Origin of the sequence: Flavobacterium sp. UBA5153, from assembly GCA_002413745.1 — a bacterium.
Classification (GTDB): Bacteria; Bacteroidota; Bacteroidia; order Flavobacteriales; family Flavobacteriaceae; genus Flavobacterium.
Window position 1 is genome coordinate 115,154 of sequence record DHXP01000031.1, and the last position, 21,927, is coordinate 137,080.

The 21,927-nt window shown below is 35.8% G+C and carries 14 protein-coding genes and 1 other RNA gene; 6 read left to right on the forward strand and 9 right to left on the reverse strand.

Features of this window, described 5'->3' with window-relative positions; genetic code table 11:
- Positions 1-25: 25 nt before the first annotated feature.
- Both rpsR and rpsF read right to left on the reverse strand, forming a co-directional pair.
- The gene (rpsR, locus tag B2145_RS06760) at positions 26-322 is read right to left on the reverse strand and encodes a 30S ribosomal protein S18 (protein ID WP_007138295.1); all 297 of its coding nucleotides are present in this window, start codon (positions 320-322) and stop codon (positions 26-28) included.
- 5 nt (positions 323-327) lie between these two features.
- Positions 328-669 (reverse strand): 30S ribosomal protein S6, encoded by a 342-nt coding sequence (gene rpsF, locus B2145_RS06765; protein ID WP_291100202.1) that lies wholly within the window; start codon positions 667-669, stop codon positions 328-330.
- A 166-nt stretch (positions 670-835) separates the two neighbouring features.
- On the opposite strand from rpsF, the gene B2145_RS06770 reads away from it, so the two are divergent.
- Positions 836-1,531 (forward strand): LytR/AlgR family response regulator transcription factor, encoded by a 696-nt coding sequence (locus B2145_RS06770; RefSeq protein ID WP_291100020.1) that lies wholly within the window; start codon positions 836-838, stop codon positions 1,529-1,531.
- Here the strand turns inward: B2145_RS06770 and priA are convergent.
- Genes priA through nadC form a run of 3 tightly spaced genes read right to left on the reverse strand, consistent with a single transcriptional unit; the run spans position 1,528 to position 5,819 of the window.
- Positions 1,528-3,978: a replication restart helicase PriA gene (priA, locus tag B2145_RS06775; RefSeq protein WP_291100023.1), complete on the reverse strand. Its 2,451-nt coding sequence runs from the start codon at positions 3,976-3,978 to the stop codon at positions 1,528-1,530. The genes B2145_RS06770 and priA overlap by 4 nt on opposite strands.
- A 32-nt stretch (positions 3,979-4,010) precedes the next feature.
- On the reverse strand, positions 4,011-4,949 hold the full coding sequence (locus tag B2145_RS06780; protein WP_291100026.1) for a YihY/virulence factor BrkB family protein: 939 nt from the start codon (positions 4,947-4,949) through the stop codon (positions 4,011-4,013).
- 12 nt (positions 4,950-4,961) lie between these two features.
- Positions 4,962-5,819 (reverse strand): carboxylating nicotinate-nucleotide diphosphorylase, encoded by an 858-nt coding sequence (nadC, locus tag B2145_RS06785; protein WP_291100029.1) that lies wholly within the window; start codon positions 5,817-5,819, stop codon positions 4,962-4,964.
- Positions 5,820-6,635: 816 nt separating this feature from the next.
- Between nadC and B2145_RS06790 the strand changes: the two genes are divergently transcribed.
- The 3 genes from B2145_RS06790 to chrA all read left to right on the forward strand — a co-directional run bounded on the left by B2145_RS06790 (position 6,636) and on the right by chrA (position 13,285).
- Positions 6,636-10,874 carry a hybrid sensor histidine kinase/response regulator gene (locus B2145_RS06790; RefSeq protein ID WP_291100031.1) on the forward strand — a complete coding sequence of 1,413 codons (4,239 nt, stop codon included), beginning with the start codon at positions 6,636-6,638 and terminating at the stop codon, positions 10,872-10,874.
- Positions 10,875-11,023: 149 nt separating this feature from the next.
- Positions 11,024-11,893 (forward strand): polysaccharide deacetylase family protein, encoded by an 870-nt coding sequence (locus B2145_RS06795; RefSeq protein WP_291100034.1) that lies wholly within the window; start codon positions 11,024-11,026, stop codon positions 11,891-11,893.
- A 267-nt stretch (positions 11,894-12,160) separates the two neighbouring features.
- A complete protein-coding gene (gene chrA, locus B2145_RS06800) occupies positions 12,161-13,285 on the forward strand; it encodes a chromate efflux transporter (protein ID WP_291100037.1) in 1,125 nt (374 codons plus the stop codon).
- A gap of 246 nt (positions 13,286-13,531) precedes the next feature.
- Here the strand turns inward: chrA and B2145_RS06805 are convergent, their stop codons facing one another.
- The 3 genes from B2145_RS06805 to B2145_RS06815 all read right to left on the reverse strand — a co-directional run bounded on the left by B2145_RS06805 (position 13,532) and on the right by B2145_RS06815 (position 18,395).
- Positions 13,532-14,920, reverse strand: a complete 1,389-nt coding sequence (locus B2145_RS06805; protein WP_291100040.1) for a M28 family peptidase — start codon at positions 14,918-14,920, stop codon at positions 13,532-13,534.
- 19 nt (positions 14,921-14,939) lie between these two features.
- Entirely contained in the window at positions 14,940-17,039 is a 2,100-nt protein-coding gene (locus tag B2145_RS06810) for a glycoside hydrolase family 97 protein (RefSeq protein WP_291100043.1), read from the reverse strand.
- Between the two features lie 153 nt (positions 17,040-17,192).
- A complete protein-coding gene (locus B2145_RS06815; protein ID WP_291100046.1) occupies positions 17,193-18,395 on the reverse strand; it encodes an NAD(P)-dependent oxidoreductase in 1,203 nt (400 codons plus the stop codon).
- Positions 18,396-18,618: 223 nt separating this feature from the next.
- Between B2145_RS06815 and B2145_RS06820 the strand changes: the two genes are divergently transcribed.
- Both B2145_RS06820 and ssrA read left to right on the forward strand, forming a co-directional pair.
- Positions 18,619-19,830: a serine hydrolase domain-containing protein gene (locus B2145_RS06820; protein WP_291100205.1), complete on the forward strand. Its 1,212-nt coding sequence runs from the start codon at positions 18,619-18,621 to the stop codon at positions 19,828-19,830.
- Positions 19,831-19,940: 110 nt separating this feature from the next.
- Positions 19,941-20,337, forward strand: a transfer-messenger RNA (tmRNA) gene (ssrA, locus tag B2145_RS06825).
- Positions 20,338-20,482: 145 nt separating this feature from the next.
- On the opposite strand, the gene B2145_RS06830 is transcribed toward ssrA, so the two are convergent.
- The gene (locus tag B2145_RS06830) at positions 20,483-21,901 is read right to left on the reverse strand and encodes a gluconokinase (RefSeq protein ID WP_291100048.1); all 1,419 of its coding nucleotides are present in this window, start codon (positions 21,899-21,901) and stop codon (positions 20,483-20,485) included.
- Positions 21,902-21,927: the final 26 nt, after the last annotated feature.

Sequence of the window (21,927 nt, forward strand, 5' to 3'; positions counted from 1 at the left end):
AAACCAACAACTGAGTTTTTTAATATTATTTTAGTAAATCAGCCACATATGGCATTAATGCTAAGTGACGTGCTCTTTTTACCGCAACTGACACTTTTCTTTGGTATTTCAATGAAGTTCCGGTTAAACGACGAGGAAGTATTTTTCCTTGCTCATTTACGAATTTCAATAAGAAATCGGCATCTTTATAATCAATATATTTGATACCTGATTTTTTGAAACGACAATACTTTTTAGTTTTGTTAGTTTCTATATTCAAAGGCGTAAGATATCTGATATCTCCGTCTTTTTTTCCTGAGGCTGATTGTTGTAATGTTGCCATAATGATTAAGCTTTTGTAGATTTTAATTTAGTTCTTCTTCTTTCAGCCCAAGAAATAGCGTGTTTGTCTAAACTTACAGTCAAGAAACGCATTACTCTTTCGTCACGTCTAAATTCGGTTTCAAAAGCAATTAAAACTTCTCCTGCAATTTTGAATTCGAATAAGTGATAAAAACCACTTTTTTTGTTTTGGATTTCGTAGGCCATTTTTTTCAGACCCCAATCCTCTTTTGATACCATTTCGGCTCCTCTAGATGTAAGAAAATCTTCAAATTTGCTTACTGTTTCCTTTACCTGGACTTCAGATAAAACGGGATTTAAAATGAAAACAGTTTCATAATGATTCATAAATATGTATGTATTTGTTAAATTGGCTGCGAAAGTAATCATTTTTTTTTAATAAACAAACCTTATTTAATTTTAATCGTCATAAGGTAAAAAAATACGATGAAAATTAGTTTTAAAAAAAAACAAATACTATTTTTACTATCCCAAATCTTAAATAATAAAAATTATGAAACTAAATTGTGTCGTTGTGGATGACAGTTCCATCCAAAGAATGATAATTGCAAAGTTAGTAAATAATCATCCTAATCTACATTTGATTGGTGATTTTTCCAATGCAATTGAAGCTAAAGGCTGCATGTCTATACATAACATAGACTTGATTTTTTTAGATATTGAAATGCCAGTTATTAGTGGTTTCGATTTTTTGGACGGTTTAAAAACAAAACCCCAAATTATTTTCATAACCTCTAAGGCTGAGTATGCCATGAAGGCATTTGATTATGACGCCACAGATTATCTTCAAAAACCAATCGCAATAGATCGATTTAACGCTTCCGTAAAAAGAGCCCTCGATTTGTATTTACTAAAATCTGAAACTCATGAAGAAGATGGCGAGCACATTTTTATTAAAAGCAATCTTAAAAAACTAAAAATTTTTACTTCTAAAATAAAATGGATTGAAGCCTTTGGCGATTATGTAAAAGTAGTTACCGAAGACGACAGCAACTTGGTCCTTTCTACAATGAAATCTTTTGAAAAAGATTTGTCAAAAGACAAGTTTGTCAGAGTGCACAAGTCCTATATTATAAATATAGACAAGGTAGAACGCTTCAATAGTAGGTTTGCTGAAATCGGAATCACGAAAATTCCGCTTAGCAGACACAAAAAAGAAGATCTGGTAAGGGCGTTGGCCATCCATTAATAAAAATCAACATTTATGGTCACTTTTATTGATCTGTATTGTGCCACTGATTCAAAACTATTCAGCATTTTCTGGATAGTTTTTTTTGTGCCCTGCAATGACTGATTTTGCGGAATTTTTATCATTATCGTTCTAATATATTCATTCCGTATTCTTGAAATTGGCGGTTCTTCCGGTCCTAGAACAGGAATAGTCAAGTTTTGCTGCATCACTTGATACAGCCACATCGATCCTTCTTTGAGTTTATCGAAATCCCGGTGTTTTAAAGTCAACTTTATGAGTTTAAAATAAGGAGGGTATTTATAGATTTGCCTTTCGTATAATTGTTCTTTATACATCCCTTTATAATCATTATGAACCACTTGCTGAATGGTATTATGTTCAGGATCATAAGTCTGGATAATCACTTTTCCACGTTTATCAGAACGCCCGGAACGCCCAGAAACTTGTGTCATCATTTGAAAACTTCTTTCAAAAGCCCTGAAATCGGGATGATAAAGCATATTATCGGCATTCATGATTCCCACTAAGCTCACGTTGTCAAAATCCAAACCCTTGGCAAGCATTTGCGTTCCCACCAAAACATCGACTTCCCGGTTTTTGAAACTATCAATGATTTTCTCGAAGCCAAATTTTCCCCGAGTCGTATCCTGATCCATTCGACCCACTTTGGTATTAGGAAATAATTCAACCAATTCTTGCTGAATTTGCTCCGTTCCAAAACCTTTGGTGGTCAAATGAACGCTCGAGCAAGCGTGGCAATTGGTTGGTTTTGCCATTGAGTAACCACAATAATGACAACGCAACTGGTTTTTGTGTTTATGATACGTCAAACTCACGTCGCATTGCGGACATTGCGGCACGTGGCCACAAGTCATACATTCGACAACGGGTGAAAACCCCCTGCGGTTTTGGAACAAAATAACCTGTTCCCCCAAGGATAAAGCGGTCGTGATTTCCTCAATTAAAGTATCGCTAAAATGACCCGACATTTTTTTGCGAAAGTATTTGTCTTTCAAGTCTACCAATTCAATTTCGGGCATCATGACGTTTCCAAATCTTTCTGAAATTTCGACCAAACCGTATTTTCCGGATTGGGCATTAAAATAAGTTTCAATACTTGGCGTAGCCGAACCCAACAACACTTTTGCTTTGTGACTGTTTGCCAAAACTATCGAAGCATCGCGAGCGTGATAGCGTGGCGAAGGATCTACTTGCTTGAAGGTTTGCTCGTGTTCTTCATCAACGATAACCAATCCCAAGTTCGAAAACGGCAAGAACAAGGCCGATCTCGCTCCGATGACGATTTGGGCCTTTGGTGATTGTGCCAATACTTGTTGCCACACCTCTACCCTCTCGTTGTTGCTGTATTTCGAATGAAAAATGGCTACTTTATTACCAAAATAATCGCGCAACCTTCCCACTAATTGAGTTGTCAATGCAATTTCGGGCAATAGATATAAAATTTGTTTCCCTTCCTTAATGTAATCTTCAATGAGTTTTATGTAGATTTCGGTCTTTCCGCTGGAAGTTACACCGTGCAAGAGACAAACCTCTTTTTGGGTAAAATTATCCTTTATTTCGTCAAAAGCGATTTGCTGGGCTTCGCTTAATTGCAATTGTTCTTCCCTGGTTTTCCCCGAGAAATTGACACGATCAACCTGAATATAATATTCTTCGAAAATTTCTTTGTCGATCAATGCTTTCACGATTGCCGAAGTGGAATTAGCTGTTTCGGTCAATTTTTTTACCGTAATTGGTTTTTTCTCCGAAGCACTTAATTGAAAATAACTCAGGACAACTTCCTTTTGTTTGTTGGCGTTTTTCAAGGTTTCAAGCAATTCGCCCAAGCCTTCACCGGATTCATATTTGGAATGTAATTTAACGTATCGGATGAGTTTAGGGGTATAACTTTCCTGCATTTCTTCCTGGAGTACCAGAATATTTTTGTCCATCAATTTTTGGATAACGGGAAATATATTCTTCTTGTTCAAAATATTTATTATGTCCTGCACTTTCAACGAACTTTGCTGCTGCAAGGCTTCATAAACCAGGAATTCGTCGTCCGAAAGCAGACTTTCATCCACAAAAAAAGTCGGTTTTTGTGAAATAATGGTTTCGCTTTCCAGCAAAAGTGCCGAGGGCATTGCACCACGATACACATCACCAATGGCACACATATAATACGATGCAATCCACTGCCAATGGGCGATTTGGATTTCGGTTACAATGGGATTCTCGTCGAGAATTTGGTGAATTTCCTTGGCTTCGTATAAAGCGGGCTTGTTTTCGTGAATTTCGATAACCAATGCCGTGTAGATTTTACTTTTGCCGAAAGGCACCGCCACCCGCATTCCTTTTCTGATATAATTGTATTCAGTTTCAGAAACGCGATAGGTAAAGGTTTTGGCAAGTGATAACGGTAAAATTACTTCGACGAAATGCATTTAGATTTTGGGTTTTGGACTTTCGACTGCGATCAGAGTGACGGTTGGAATTTATGATTTTTCATCTTTAATTTATTTACGGCTGCATTCAATTCGAATCCGAGGAGCAAAATCACGCAGTTGATCCAAATGTAAAACATCACAATCAATAATGTTCCTATGGAACCATATAATTCGTTGTATTTTGAAAAACGTAGCACCCAAATCCCGAAAATATAGGAATCCAAAATCACTAATATGGTAGTAAATACGGAGCCTATCGAAATAAATGCCCTGCGTTTATCGTGTTTGGTACCGAATTTGAAAAGTATGGATATCGTGACTAAAATCATAAGAATCACGAAGGCATATCGTCCTAAAATGATTAGCGGGATCTGCTCGTCCAACACATCCTGAATCATTGTTTTTTGAATAAAGACTTCAAAAACAACAATTATCGCGACGGTTACCAATAACAAAACCGACAATACTAATGACATGCCCATAGCAACTAAATATTGATGCAGAAACCCTCTTTTGATAAGAACGTGCTTTGAGGATTCGAAACCTCCCAAAATACCGTTCAGTCCGTTTGCCATCAGGAAAATAGACAGTATAAATCCTGTGGACAGTAATCCGGAGTGGCTGTTATTGAGAATATCGCTGATTATTTTATAAATTGCATCATAGGTATTTGGCGGCACTCCCTCTTTCACGAATTGAAGGAAATCCAACTGAAATCCCTCTATCGGAATGTATGGAATGAGGTTTAAAATGAACAGTGCAAAAGGGAACAATGCCATAAAAAAGCTGAATGCAATTGCACTGGCATGATATGTTAACGCCCCTTCGGCAATTCCCAGTATATATAATTCCAATAAATCATAAAAAGACAATCCTTGCAACCACGGCAGTTTTATCCTTTTTAGCGGACGAACTAAATTGCGTAATATTCGGATTCTTTCTATTCTTTCTTCAATTTCTTTACTCATAGCTTTCTAATCTTAAAAGGCTTTCAAGCTTAAATCCATATTATAAATTGAATGGGTCAATGCTCCAGACGATATATAATTAACACCGCATTCTGCATAGCTTCGAATCGTATTTTCATTGATGTTTCCCGAGGATTCAGTTTGGCATTTATTTCCAATCAAGCTTACCGCTTTTCGAGTGTCATCGTAATTGAAATTATCTATCAGAATCCTATGAATTCCTTCGCTTTCGAGAATTTCCTTGACTTCATCGAGGTTTCTTGCTTCGACAATGATTTTAAGATCGAGATTGTTTTCTTGGAGATAGGCTTTGACTTTGGCTATAGCCAAGGTAATTCCGCCTGCAAAATCAATATGGTTGTCTTTGAGCATTATCATGTCATAAAGGGCAAATCGATGGTTTTCGCCCCCACCAATTTTTACTGCCCATTTTTCGCAAGCGCGGAAACCTGGCGTGGTCTTGCGTGTATCGAGAATTTGCGTGTTAGTTCCTTGCAATAAATCGACATAGCTTTTAGTTTTAGTGGCAATAGCGCTCATTCTTTGCATTGAATTGAGCACGAGTCTTTCAGCCTTGAGGATGGACTGTGAACTTCCCGAAACCTGAAAAACCACTTCACCGTATTTTACTGAACTACCATCTGTGATGAATGTTTCCATTTTTAGATTAGAATCTACATAATCGAAAATCATTTTGGCGAAAGCCACGCCTGCAATAATGCCGTCTTCCTTGACCAACAGTTTTGCTTTTCCCATTGCCGAAGCCGGAATACAAGCCAATGAGCTATGGTCGCCATCACCCACATCTTCGCGAATGGCGTTTTGGATAATGAGTTGGAGTTCGTTTTCGAATTGTGCTTTGCTAATCATTTTCTGGTGAAATTTACAGAATGCTAAAATACCATTTTATTTGGTGATTTGAAAATTTGTGTTGTTGGCAATTCAGCAATTTGAATATTTATTTGTTTTTATTTTTTTACCGTATTAACGTCTAAACGATTTTCAGTAATTTTTTTATATGACTGTCCGCAAAGCGGACTATTTTTTTATTCGCCACGAATTTCACGAATTAACACGAATTCAAATTTAATTTACCCCGTTTATTGATAAAAATTAGTGAAAATTGGTGAAATTCGCGGCAAAAATATTTTTTTGGTATCGTTAACGGATAGTCATATTTTTTTAAACACTTTTATGTCCTAAAAAAAGTTGATAAAAATCTGTTAAAACAGTGCCTAAAATCACCGGCAGTTATTTATTACCTCTAAAAGTTTTTTTATACCCTATACCCTAAGTAATTGGAACGATTTGTTGTCGCATTATTAAAAGGGCTTAATTATTTGTTTTTCAAATAATTATCTAAATTTATTTAAAAGTAAAATACGACATTATATCGTTTTTACTACTTAAGCTTTTTTTGTAAAAATAATCTTTGGTTTTTTTTACAAAAAAGCAACTTTATATCCGTTAGATCACACCTATATTTACTTGAAATTAAGTGTGTTTAATGCTGTTTAGGATTTTTCAAACGAAAGTTCAACAAAGGCCGAATTAAAAGTTTTACAAAAAAAGCACTGGCAATATCAACGTTCTTGATTTTTTTATATATTTGTTCAAAACCAAGTCGATTAACGTTATTCCAACGTGGAAAAAGTATTTTTATCGGTTAGCTTCAATCCCATTTCAATGTCCCCCAAAAAAAATTATCCGTTATACTTTTTCCCTATTAAGAAAGCACTTAACATACTGCCTAGACATTTAGTTATTTTACTTTTCATAACTATATCGTTACTGTCGAACCTTCAAAAAGGGTATTCGCAAGAAGCAGTTAAGTTTAACAGGAAAACATCAAGAGATGGTCTTTCGCAAAGCTTTATAAAAAATATAATCATAGATCATCATGGTTTTATATGGATTGGCACAGCAGACGGACTTAATAAATACGATGGCTATACTTTTAAAATCTACAGGAGCCATTCTAAAACAAAAGGAAGTTTAAGCAGCAGCAACATTATGACTACTTATGTTGACAAAAAAGGTGTTTTATATGTAGGAACGGATAATGGCGACTTAAATGTATACGATGATAAACTGGATACGTTTACAATTTACAAACATAATTCCAAAAATTCTGAAAGCATAAATTCTAACCGTGTTACTTGCTTGTTTGAAGATCACAATGGCGTTTTCTACGTTGGAACTGAAGGCGGCGGACTAAACGCCTTCGACCGTAAAACCAAAAAGTTTAATCATTTACATTATGACAATACCGTAAAAAACCATCTTATAAGTCCCGTTATAAGGGCTTTAGACGAAGACAAGGAAGGAAATTTATGGGTAGGTACAGAACACGGTATCACAGTAATTAGTAAAGACCGCAAAACATTTATCGATTACAAGCACACAAAAAATCCTAATAGTTTAAGTATAGATGCTATCAGAACTATTTTTGTTGACTCTGAAGGAAAAGTATGGATAGGCACAGCATTTGGTGGCTTAAACCTTTTTGATAAAAAGACTAAAAGCTTTATTCCTTTTAAAAACGATACTACTGATTTAAATAGCCTTTTAGGTGATTATGTTCCCGGGATATGCGAAGCAAAAGACGGCAAAATATGGGTTGCCACTAATTTCGGCATCAGCGTTTTAGACAAGAAAAACTTCACTTTTACCAACTACATAAACGATGCTTTTGATAGCAATTCGCTTCTGGATAATGGTCTTAATGCCATTTTTGCTGATAAGGAAGATAATATATGGATAGGCAGTATAGCAGGACTTTCCATTAAGGAAGCTACAACTTCAAAATTTCCTAATTTTTCTTATAATCCCGGCAAGCCCGAAAGCTTGGGAAGCAAAGAAGTATTTAGCATTTATCAGGACTCCAAAAACCGTATTTGGCTGGGTTTAAGAAACGGGGTTGATTTGTTTAATCGAGAATCAAGAACTTTTAAACATTATAATACACAACCCAATGGGCTTCGTGTAGGTACTGTTACTTCTATTCTTGAAGATAGGTACAAAAAGTTTTGGTTGGGTACTTTTGAACAGGGTCTGCTCTCTTTTAATGTAGATAAAAACACGTATGAAGTATACGAGGGGATTGACCCGGTAACAAATATAAAAGCGCCGATTCGGGATATCTGGTTTATAAGAGAGGATGTAAAAGGAGAATTATACATTGCTTCCTTCAGCAGCGGGGTATATAAGTATAACAGAAATGACAATCAGTTTTATCGCTTGTATTGGCAGGGAAAAAACATCCCTTATCTGGGTACAAACTGCTTTTATATAGATAGCAAAAACAATTTATGGTTGGGGTCAATTCAGGAAGGATTGATAAAAATAAACAAAGAAAAGGGAATATATAAAATATTTAAAAATGACCCTAAAAATAGCAAAAGCATAAGTGATAATTTAATATCAACTATTTACGAAGACAGAAAAGGCAATTTGTGGGTTGGTACCCAGGCTGGCTTAAATATGCTTAATGCCGACAATACATTTACACATTACTCCGAAAAAAATGGACTAGCCAATAATTTCATTAACGGTATTTTGGAGGATGACAAAGGCTCTTTGTGGTTAAGCACCAATAGCGGAATTTCAAAATTTAATGTTGCTGCCAAATCCTTCAAAAACTTCAACATCAATAATGGGTTTGATGATAATGAGCTTTTATCAAGATCTGCATTTAAGCTTAAAAGTGGCGAAATGATTTTTGGCGGGCTAAACGGATTTAATATATTCCATCCCCAAAGACTTACTATCGATAAACAAATACCTAGCGTTTTAATAACAGACTTTAAATTGTTTAATAAAACTGTAAGTCCCGGTGAAAAAAATTCTCCCTTAAAAGAGGTGATTTATGAAACCAAGGAAGTTACCCTTTCGTATAAACAATCTGAATTTTCTTTCGGTTTTGCCGCTCTAAATTTTTCCAGAACCAAAGAAAATCAATATGCCTATAAACTGGAAGGATTTGATAAGGATTGGATTTATATTGGAAAAAACAGGAATGCTTCCTATACCAATATTCCTCCCGGACAATATACATTCAGGGTAAAAGCTTCTAATAATGATGGAATATGGAATGAAGAAGGCGCATCTGTAAAAATCATTATTGTCCCTCCTTTCTGGATGACATGGTGGTTCAGAATACTTTCGATACTAACCGTTATTGGCTGTGCTGTAGGTTTATATTATTACCGTATCAGCAAAATTAAGTCTCTAGGAACGCAATTGGAAAAACAAGTACTTGAACGTACTCAAGAAGTTGTGCATCAGGCCAAAGAATTAGAAACTCAAACAGAACAACTAAAGAATATAAATGTTGCCCTAGAGGAAGAAAGGGAAAGAGCCGAAAAAGCCAATCAGGCAAAAAGTATTTTCCTTGCAACCATGAGCCACGAAATCAGAACTCCAATGAATGGTGTTATCGGTATGACCTCCCTACTCGAAGAAACACCTCTCAATCATGAACAGCAAGAATACGTTAACACTATTCGGGCCAGCGGCGATGCTCTTCTTACGGTTATCAACGATATTTTGGATTTTTCCAAGATTGAATCGGGCAATCTGGAACTTGAAAGCCACGATTTTGACCTTCGTCAGTGCATTGAACAGGTAATGGATCTGCTTGCCGGCAAAGCTGCCGAGCAGGGACTGGATCTTGTTTACCAGATTGATTATACAGTTCCGATTCAAATTATTGGCGACAGTATGCGTTTAAGACAAATACTGATTAATTTATTGAACAATGCACTGAAGTTTACCCATAAAGGGGAAGTATTTGTTAAAGTGAGTCTTGCGAGCGAAAATAAAGAGAATATTGAATTGCTTTTTGAGGTTATAGATACGGGCATCGGTATTCCTGAAGAAAAACTTCCAAATTTATTTCTTGCATTTTCACAGGTTGATTCTTCAACAACACGCAAATATGGGGGGACAGGTTTAGGCCTCGCTATCAGTCAAAGGCTTATTAAGCTTATGGGTGGGGACATTAGAGTAAGCAGTACGCTGGGTAAAGGTTCTACTTTCAGCTTCACTATTAAAAGTAAGCTTAGCAGGAAATCTCAAAGACGGTATGCTCGTTTTGACACAAGCGAAAATGAAGAAAAAAAAGTATTGGTGGTAGACGATAATCTAACTAACCTGACTATTCTTAAATCTCAGTTGAAGATGTGGAAATTAACTCCTATCCTTGCCTCCTCGGGCAAGGAGGCATTAGAAATTATAGACAAAGGAGTCGAGTTCCAGTTAATCATTACTGATATGAAGATGCCAAAAATGAATGGTGTTGAATTAGCCGAAGCGGTAAGAACAAAGATTCCGCAAGTGCCAATTATCCTGTTAAGTTCTGTAGGAGATGAAACCCGAACCAACCATTCACACTTATTTAACTCGATACTGACTAAACCTGTTAAACAACAACAATTGTTTAATTTAATACAAACTGAGCTGAAACATCAAAGCCAGCCCGGCAAACAGGAAGACAAAAAACCATCCTTATTCTCGGAAGCTTTTGCAAAAACCTATCCTTTAACCATTCTTTTGGTTGAAGACAACCTGATTAACCAAAAGTTGGCAATGAAGGTATTGACTAAGCTTGGTTACCAGCCGGAACTAGCCAATAACGGAAGAGAAGCCGTAGATATGTTTACAGAAAAACCATATCACCTTGTATTGATGGATGTACAGATGCCGGTAATGGATGGGCTGGAAGCCACACGCTATATCAGAAAAAATCTTGAATATCAACCTACCATAATAGCTATGACAGCCAGTGCATTATCCGAAGACCGAGATGCTTGTATAAAAGCGGGTATGAACGATTATATTACCAAACCTGTAAATCTGGAAACTCTTATTAATGTACTGCGGCTTTTTGCAAAAAAAATAAAAGCAGAAGATAATATTCAGTAGAAAAAGAACTTCTATGGTTGTTTTTTTTTAATCAAATAAATTCACCTTCTAATTAACAAAAAATTGTTCGTTTAGAGGTTTTTAGATGAACTGACGTTGTGCACAATACAAAAAAATCAAATCCCTGGATATAAAAAAAATTATTAAAAATGAATTTATCAAAAGAATTAGGTTTTCCCGAAGAAACTAAATTATTAATAATACACGCAGATGATGCGGGATTATCGCATTCCGAAAATATGGCGACTATTCAATTGCTTGAGTATGGAATAGTTAATTCATATAGTATAATGGTTCCTTGTCCGTGGTTTTATGAAATGGCAACATTTGCCAAAAGCAACCCCCATTTTGACAACGGAATACACTTGACACTTACTTGTGAATGGGAAAATTACAGATTTGGACCTGTTTTACCGATTTCTGAAGTTCCAAGTTTGGTGGATAAAAATGGTTATTTCTATAAAAAAAGAGAAGACCTTAAAAATAATGCTTCTATCGAAGATGTAAAAAAAGAACTTCAGGCTCAAATAGAAAAAGCACTTAAATTCGGATTAAACCCTACTCATATCGATTCACATATGTATAGTGTCGGAGCAAGTCCAGATTTTTTTAAAATATACAAAGATTTAGGGAAAAAATATGATTTACCTGTTTTCATAAATAAACAATTTATGGAAATGGTCGGATTAAACCCTGGTCAAAATATTGATGAAAGAGACTTGTTAATTGAAAAAGTTCATTGTGGAAATTTTGAGGATTTTAATACAGGAAAGTTAGGGGACTATTATACAGGGATTTTTGACAATTTAATAGATGGATTGAACATTATTCTAATTCATCCAGCATTTGATGATAACGAAATGAAGGGAATAACGGTAAATCACCCAAATTTCGGTTCTAAATGGAGACAAATAGATTTTGACTCTTTCATAAGTAAAGAATATAAGTCAAAACTCAAAGAAAATAATATTGAATTAATCACTTGGAACGATATAAAAAATATAAAAAGGAAAGTATGACAAAGGCTATAGTTAATACGGGTTTTGTTGTTTAATCCAAAATTCAGAGCTTTAAACCAAGTATGCCAAAACTGAATTGAAAAATTGTATAAATTTAACGAACGATCTAAAATGCAGTCATTGTCAAGTGAGAATAAGACCAACCCTCACGAACACTGAACGCAGGTTAGACGCAATACAAAACCACCATATAAAAACCCACAGTTCCGACTTGAAAAATGAAAATATTTCAATACTATTGCCCTTTAATAATTAAGATTGAAGTGAATGGAAAAGGGTAATATAAAACAAGTTGCGGTCTTATTTTTAAAACTTGGTTTTATTGGCTTTGGCGTTCCTGCTGCCCATATCGCGATAATGCGGAACGAAGTTGTCCTGAAAAGAAAATGGATGAACGAACAACATTTTCTTGACTTAATTGGTGCAACCAATTTGATTCCTGGGCCAAACAGCACCGAAATGGCAATCCATATCGGAAAAGAAAGGGCAGGCTGGAAAGGATTAATTGTGGCAGGACTTTGTTTTATTTTACCAGCGGTTCTAATCACGGGATGTTTTGCGTGGCTTTACAAAGAATATGGGCAATTACCCGAGGCGCAACCATTTTTTTATGGAATAAAACCTGCCATAATTGCCATAATCATTTCGGCAATTTTTCCATTTGCAAAAAAATCTTTTAAAACAATCGAATTAGGTGCCATTGGACTTATTGCCTTACTTCTATCATTATTTAACATCAATGAGATTTTTATAATGTTTGGAGCCGGTTTCTTTTCCTTGTTTTTATCATTTGCCAAAAGCGACGGCTTAAATTCTAAGTCCAATTATATTTTCCCTTTTCTGTCGTTTCAAAATCCAAACTCATTTACCGCAACTAATTTGAATTTATTCTTAATTTTTATGAAAATTGGCGCCATTCTTTACGGAAGTGGTTATGTTTTATTTGCTTTTCTTGACGCTGATCTTGTAAAAACGGGACTTTTATCCAGAAATCAATTGATTGATGCAATCGCAGTTGGGCAATTTACACCGGGTCCGGTTTTTTCTTCCGTAACCTTCATTGGCTATCAAATTAATGGCTTTACGGGTGCAGTTGTTTCAACAATAGGCATCTTTATTCCATCATTTATTTTCGTCGCCCTACTAAATCCATTGGTTAATAAAATGAGAAATTCAAACCTTTTTTCGATATTTTTAGATGCGGTAAATGTTGCTTCCGTTGCCATTATCATTGCTATCTGTTTGCAAATGGGCAATGATTCCATTAAAGACTGGAAAACTATTTTTATCGCTATTACCAGTTTATTGATTGCTTTTAAATTCAAAAAAATCAATAGCGCACTAATCGTTTTAGGAAGTTCAATAACGGGCTACTTATTGACATTTATATGAAGAATCCCTATTTCTGAAATTTAAAAAATAGCCAAAAAAAGTCCCTCAAGCCTTTCGATAAACATGGCAGAGGGACTTTTTGTTAGTTCCGATAGTAGTTATCCGATGATTGCCGGCACCGACCAATGGATTGTGATTCTTCTGGTTTCCTCCGACTAGGTTTAGGATAAGGACCATTTAGTTTTTGTTTAGTCCCTCTTGTCTTTGTCTTTTTTGGAATTTAAAAATTGATTTTTTTAGAAATATTTAATTTTTACCAGTTTCTTCAACCCCATTTTGATCCATCAAATACATCAGGGCAGCCATTGTTGCAGCACCCAATTCCAGTTCTCTTTTATTGATGGCATCAAATTTATCGTTTGCGGCATGATGATAATCAAAATAACGTTGCGAATCTGGTTTTAAACCTGCTTTTACGAGTGTTTTCGATGTTAACGGTTCAATGTCCGAACCGCTGTGACCCATTGTAAAACTATGAATCAAGTACGGTTCAAACAAGTTTTTCCAACCAAGGATTTTATTAAAGTTAGCATCATCACTTTCAAAAGAAAAACCTCTTGGGCTAAATCCTCCCGAATCACTTTCCAATGCAAAAATGTGGTTTTCTTTATTGGCTTGAGCCAATTCTTCATATTTTTTACCACCTTTTCCTCCGTTTTCTTCATTCATAAAAAGCACCACCCGCAGGGTATTTTTTGTCTTGTATCCAATGTTTTTGAAGATATTCATCACTTCCATACTTTCCACGATCCCAGCGCCGTCATCGTGAGAACCATCGGCAAGATCCCAGGAATCAAGATGTCCGCCCACAACCATAATGTTTTCGGGATGTTCACTTCCTTTTATTTCGCCAATGACGTTATAAGATAAAACATCATCCATTTGTTGGCAAGATTGTTTCAGGAAGAACTTTAAATGGGCATTCTTTTTTAAGCTTTTACTCAATAATTCCGCCCCATTGGTGCTAATTGCAGCTGCTGGAATGTATTGTGATTTTGGAATATCGCCATAATTTTGATTACCGGCATGTGGGAAATCGTCTAATCTCAGGTTCATTGAACGTACAATGGTTGCCACGGCACCATACTTTGATGCTTCTTTTGCACCGACAGATCTTTGATCGACGCAGCCTCCGTAAGATTTGAATGTTTCAATATTTTCGGGTTCCATCGGTCTATTAAAAAATACAATTTTGCTTTTTAATTTTTCACCCAAAGCCTCTAATTCCTTGATGCCGGTCACTTCTATCACTTCCGCAGTAATTCCGTTTTTTGGTGTGGCAACAGAACTGCCAAGGGCGCAAACCGGGATATTTGTTTTGGTTTTATTGTCCAAAATATAGGCTGTTTCTTTTGCACCACGAACCCATTTTGGCACCATCACTTCTTGAAGATACACTCGGTCAAATCCCAAGGTTTCCAATTGCGATTTGGTGTATTGAACTGCTTTTTCGGCATTGGCGGAACCTGATAAACGGCCTCCAATAGAATTCGACAAATAATCCAACCAGGAGTAACATTTGGAATTGGTCAAGGCTGATTTGTAGATTTCCTTGATGGTTTGCTCGTCGTTTGTTTGGGCAAAAAGTGTAAATCCCGCAAAAAATAAGGCGGTTAGAAAGACTGTTTTTTTCATAAGTTTGTTTATTTTGGTTTTAATTTATTAGTTCGAAACTGATGGCAGTTCCACCACCTGGTGCTAAAACCAGATTGATTTTTGATTTACTGGTTACTTCAATCGTTTTTATTGTGTAAGCGATTGGATTTTTTTTCCAATCTGCATCTTTTGCATCTTCATATATAATGGCTTTATACTTTTTGCCTTTGGTAAGAAAGTCCAATTTTATTTCTGATTTTCTGGCATTTTCATCAGTGATTGCACCCAGAAACCATTTCTCTGAATTTTTAGCTTTTCTTACAACGGTTAAATAATCTCCAGGTTCTGCCTCAAGATATTTTGAATCTTGCCAATCTACTGCAACGTCTTTGATAAACTGAAATGCATCAGGATATTTCTCATAGTTTTCAGGTAAATCGGCAGCCATTTGCAAAGGCGAATACATCGTTACATACAATGCCAATTGTTTTGCCAATGTAGTATGCACTTGTTCTTTTTTACTCGAATCATACACATTCATTTTAATTTCAAAAATTCCTGGTGTATAATCCATTGGTCCGCCAAGAAGTCTTGTGAAAGGCAAAATCGTTTCGTGCATTGGAGGATTTCCAACGCTCCAAGCGTTGAATTCATTGCCACGAGCAGCTTCGGCGGCAATGTAGTTTGGATAGGTTCTGCTATAACCAGTTGGTCTTGATGATTCGTGAGAATCAACCATCAATTTATAATCGGCGGCTCGTCTGGCAACAAAATTAAAATGGTTTACCATCGTTTGTCCGTCATGAAATTCGCCACGCGGAATAATTTTGCCCACATAACCCGTTTTTACGGCTGGATAACCGTACTTAATCATGTTCTCAAAGTCACGATCCAAATGACGTTCAAAATTAGCCACGGAACCAGATGTTTCGCTATGCATTATCATTTTTACTCCTTTGGCTTTGGCGTAAGCCGACACTGCCTCAATATCAAAATCCGGATAAGGCGTCGTGAAATCAAAAACTTCTTCTTTCCAATTGCCAAACCAATCTTCCCAGCCCACATTCCAACCTTCAACTAGAACGCCATCGAAGCCATTTTTTGCAGCAAAATCAATATATCTTTTGGTGTTTTCAGTAGTTGCTCCATGTTTTCCTGATGGAATTAAATCTTTAGAAAGTGTATTTTGTGCATTTTGCGAACCTGCGTAATCCCAAGTAGATTTTCCAACGTGCATTTCCCACCAAATTCCAACGTATTTCATTGGTTTTATATACGAAATATCGTCTATTTTACAAGGTTCGTTCAGGTTCAAAATCATTTTGGAACCAACTATATCACGAGCGTCATCGCTTATCATAATGGTTCTCCAAGGCGAAACGCAAGGTGCTTGCAAATAAGCTTTGTCACCAATGGCATTAGGGACTAACTGGGCATTTAATTTAAAATTATTTACATCAACATTTAAATGCATCACTGGGTAATTGACAACCGCAGCTTCAAAAATATTGAGATACAATCCCGTTGCCGTTTTCATCATCAAAGGGGTTTGAACGGTATACTTTCCTGCAATAGATTTTACTCCAATTCCATTATTAAGATTTAATTTAGCATTATCTATTTCAGAAATTTTAGTTTCATTATAAGCATATTCCTGACTATCGAAATCTCCAGGAATCCAGAAAACCTTGTGATCACCCGTTAAATTAAACTGGGAAACCTCATCGGAAATGATGAAATAATTTAATTCGCTTTGTTTTGGAAAATCATATCTAAAGGCAACTCCTTCGTCAAAAACCCTGAAAATAATGTTCATTTTCACATGAGTTTCTTTTTGAACAAGGGAAACTGTAAGTTCATTGTAATGATTTATTATGGTAGATTGTTCCCCTAAAACAGGTTTCCAAGATTCGTTGAAAGTGGTTGTTTTTGAAATTTCTATTTCAAAATTGGCATCCAATGCAGGTTTTTCTTTCAATTTTATTCCCAAAGTACTTTCGAGAATTACCGGTTTGTCTTTATAAGTAACCGAGTAAGCCGGTTTACCATCAGCCGTCAATTTGAAATTCACCGAAATTTTATTGGAAGGAGATTGAATGCTTTGCGAATAAGCCATATTTATGGCACAAACAAGAAAAAGAGAAAATAAATATTTCATAATAAGCAGTTTCATTAAAGGATTGTCAAATATAAATAACCTCCTCGTTTAATTATAGGTTTGGCTCTGGAAATTATTTTATTGTTGGAAAAAAACTTGTAGACTTGAGAAAAAAGCAAAAAAAAGTCCCAATAGTAAAAGGGACGTTTCGTATTATTTTCCATCCACATAATCTTGCAGATAGCTGAATCTCGGAGTAAGTTTCCCTTTTTCGGTCATTTTGGCTTGTTGTAAAATTCCATCCTTGTCTCCATTGAAAAAAGCTGGAATCACGTGTTCCATAAACATTTCTCCGAAACCTTCACTGGCATCTTTTGGCAATTCGCAAGGCAAATTATCTACCGCCATAACCACGATTGCTGCGGGATGAAAAACGTCAACTTCCTTGTTTTCGCTGGGAAAATAACCATACAAAGGCTCTGCAATTGTTGATGACCTTAGCGTGCAAGCAATTGGACCATTGACGTCGCAAGATATATCGGCAACGACTTTTATTTTACAATCCTTGGCTTGAAGCATTTCACGGGTAAGGATTTTTGGTGCCTCATTGGCATAAAAATGCCCCGTGATGTATATATCCGAGACTTTAGTGAATCGCTCAAAATCGGATACATATTCTTGTGGATTTTGGAAAAAATCATTAAAATCGAGCACTCTTCCATCTTTTCGTCTGTTATAATCCAATACGTCAATCTGTGTATAAACGGCTTGCGAGTAGTTTTTTGTTAAATAATTTTCAACAGAAACCTCCTTGATTTTGATGGCATCCAGAACTTCTTTTACGCCACTGCCTACCTTACCGGTTCCTGAAACAACAAATTTTAAGGGTGGTAAAACCAAGCGTTTCAAATGTGTGATTAATGCCTCTTTTCCAGAAAGTGTTTCTGCTTTTGGTAACTTGAACAATTCGAATTTTATTCCAAAAGCACGAATACTATTGTATGTTCCCACAAATCCTGCATATTTTCCAAAACCAATTAACCTGCGATTATGGGCGTCAACCAGAGTTTCGTGATCATAAAAATCAATGTTTTTTTCCAGTAAGGCTTGCAACAATTTTCTGTTATGGGGTTGTTTTTTGATGGTATGCGAAAAAAAGAAATAGGATTTATTTGGAATTAAATTTTCTACAGGAACCTCTTTTACACCAAAAAACACATCGCAATCACTGATATCATCAGTGACTTCTATCCCCATATTTCTATATTGCTCGTCAGTAAAAATCCTGATATCAGAACTTTCAACTTTTACGGCAACACCTTGATAAAGCTGTTTAATTCTAGCCAATTCATCCGGTGAAAATACGACTCTTCTGTCAGGTGGATTTTTCCTTTCTTTTATGATTCCAAATTTCATATTTCTTGGGTATTTTATTTTAATATAACTTTATATCTTATTTTTGTTACAAATATAACAATATTAATTACTTTGAGTTTTCTTTACAATATTTTTTTTAATACAAAACCGTTAAAACCTGATTCCTAATATAATGAAAAATCTAGAATTAAAAATAATGTTAAGGTTTTCAAAAAACACAAATGAAAGAGTATTGATTCTATATATTTGCCCTTCTAGCACAATGAAAATGAAATTTATAAAAAAAGCAAATATACTTCAATTAATCATACTGATTTTGGTTTTAAATTCATGCAAAAAAAAGACGGAATTAAAGCCTGTTAGTGTCAATCTTCAAGAGGAAATATTACCTAAAATGAAGCCTTTATCAAACGAAGTTCCTAAATTGACTGCAGAATATGTAAATTCAAAAAAAGGAGCCATTGAAGCTTTTTACAAAAAAAATTGGCCTAATAACAGCCTAAACGGAGGGTTTCTTGTTGCAAAAAATGGATATATAATTTTTGAAAAATATGAAGGTTATTCTAATTTTAGAAAAAAAACTTTAATTACTGCCGATACACCATTACATCTAGCCTCTGTCGGTAAAGTAATTACAGCGACAGCCGTTTTAAAATTAATAAACGCAAAAAAAATAGATTTAGACCAAAAAGTAAATACTATTTTAAAGGAGTTTCCCTACCCTGAAGTTACCATTAGAACTTTATTAAATCACCGGAGCGGAATGAGGAGTTATTCCTATTTCACAGATAAAAAAGATATTTGGGATAGGCATAAAATTTTAACCAATCAAGATATTTTAAATCTAATGGCAACAAAAGACATTGGTTTAGAATCTAAAACTGACACTCGATTTGCTTACTGCAATACCAATTATGCCATTTTGGCTTTGATTATCGAAAAAATAACAGGTCTGACATACAAAGAAGCGATGAAGCAGATGATTTTCGATCCACTTGGAATGAAAAACACCTTTGTAATGGATTATGAAAAAGACAGAAAAACCGTGGCACCATCCTATAAAGGGAACAGGGTTGAGATTGGAATGGATTTTTTGGATGCCGTTTACGGTGATAAAAATATCTATTCGACACCACGTGATTTGTTGAAATTTGACAGGGCAAGAAGTTCTTCCAAATTTTTAGAACCAGAGCTGCTAAGCCAAGTATATACAGGATACAGCAACGAGCATAAAGGTCTGAGAAATTATGGTCTTGGCATTCGGATGACACAATGGAAAACAGGACAAACTTTGTATTATCACAACGGTTGGTGGCACGGGAATACTTCTTCCTACGTAACTTTGAGAAATGAAAATGTTACCATTATATCATTATCGAACAAGTTTTCGAGAAATCCTTATAATATTCGAAAATTGTCGGCATTGTTTGGCGACTACCCTTTTAAGTTGGATAAAGACGAGAAAGAGGAATAAAATAAGTGGTCAATGTTCAGTCCCGAAGCTTCGGTAGCGAAATTGGATTAAAAGGATTATATTTGCAAACTCAATTTTGGAACAGTTTTTGACAATTGAATAACAAAAATGGGGTCGACTGGTTTTGACAGCAAGTCGAATTGAGAAATAAGCACGTCGAGAACTGGGACAATTCTCGTAAATAAAAGGTTTCAAAACACATACACGGCGAAGGAAACTACGCTCTTGCTGCATAATCTGAATTATAGTAAGATTAGCCTCGCTCCTATCAGATAGGAGAGCAGGATTTACCTCGAAAGCTTTGGTTTATAGCGGTCGATACAGGTGAATCGTAAATTTAAACCTAGATTACCACAAGCTTCGGGTGGTTTTCGAAATTAAGAAGCTAAGTGTTGTGCGACTGTTTCTGGTCAAACACAATATCGAAAATCTAATCAGGAAATAAGCGTGTAGAAAGTTTTTTAGTTGCTTGTTTGGACCCGGGTTCGATTCCCGGCGACTCCACAAAACAAAACCGCAATCACTTATTAAATAAGTGATTGCGGTTTTGTTATTTGAACATTTGAATGATTTATGTACAAAAAGTCAAAATGGGCCATTATTAACCTGTTTTAATCCATAAATCAACTATCATATAAATTCGGATTTCAAACTACAGGTTTTTCAACAAGGGATAAACGCGTTTGAATTTTTCAAAACTTTGTTCATAGACCATTTTATGCGTTTTATTAGGTAAAAATAATTTTTCTTTTTTCTTTTGGGAGGGATTGTCAATGCCGGTAGCTTTAAAGCCAATCATTACCGCTCCCCAAGCAGAAGCCTCAATAGTTTCGGCCACGACAACTTTCATTTGGAAAATATCGGCGACCATTTGTAACCAAAGTTCACTTTTTCCGAATCCGCCACTTGCCATAATGGTAATTCCTTGTCTCTTTTCTGGGTCAGGGAGTAATATTTCAGTGATACTGAATAGTCCAAACAGTATCCCCTCTAAAGTAGCTCGAATCAGGTGCGCCTTGGTATGGATAATTTGTATGCCTAAAAGTGTTCCTTGGGCGGAAGCATCCCAAATAGGAGCTCTTTCCCCTAATAAATAAGGAACGAAAAGTAAACCTTCAGACCCCGCAGGAATTGTTTTGGCTTGTTCGAACAATTCTTCAAAAGATTCGTCCGTTTTCAGGATGGATTCTTTTAGCCATTGTAAAACAATTGCTCCATTGCTTACAGCTCCTAAAGTAAGGTACTGATTTCCAATCAAATGATAGCACTGTGTCCGCATTTGGGAATCAATATAAGGCTTGTTAATAGGTAATCGTACCGCTCCGCTGGTTCCAATTGTCAAGGCGATTCGTCCTTCTTCCATTGCTCCGGTTCCTAAATTGGCCAATGCACCATCACCACCTCCAATAACATAAATAACATCATCTGTTAGTCCTTCGCTTTGGAACGTAGGACTGACTATTTCAGATAGTTGTGAAGGCTTTATTTCCAAATAATCCAAAATATCCGATTCCCATTGTAGGGTATGAATATTCATCAGTCCTGTGCCGGAAGCCATAGAAGAGTCAATGACGTATTTGCCTGTAAGTTGGTGCCAAACATATTCTTTGATGCTGATAAATTTGAAAGCTTGTAAAAATATTGTTTTATCAAATTTTTTGAGCCAGGCGATTTTGGTCATCGGAGAAAAAGCATGAATCGGAATTCCTGTTTTTTGATAAAAACTTTTACCTTGTTCCGTCTCTTTGAGTGCCTCAGCTAATAAATGAGCCCTATTATCAGCCCACAGAATCGCATCGGTGAGTGGATTTCCGGCATCGTCTATAGCTATTATACTTTGCATAGCTGAACTAAAACTGATAAATTGTGGTTGAATATTTTTTGTGATTTGGCGGATACATTCCAAAACAGCAGCCAATATTTCATCGGTTTTTTGCACAGTCCAACCTAGCTCAGGGTGATACATTGGGTAAGCCTTTGTATATTGGTTTATCACTTTGCCGGTCTTATTAAAAGACACCGCTTTGGTGGCTGTAGTGCCTATGTCTATTCCTATATATAGTTGCTCCATTTTTTCATTCTCGTTTGTTCAGATAT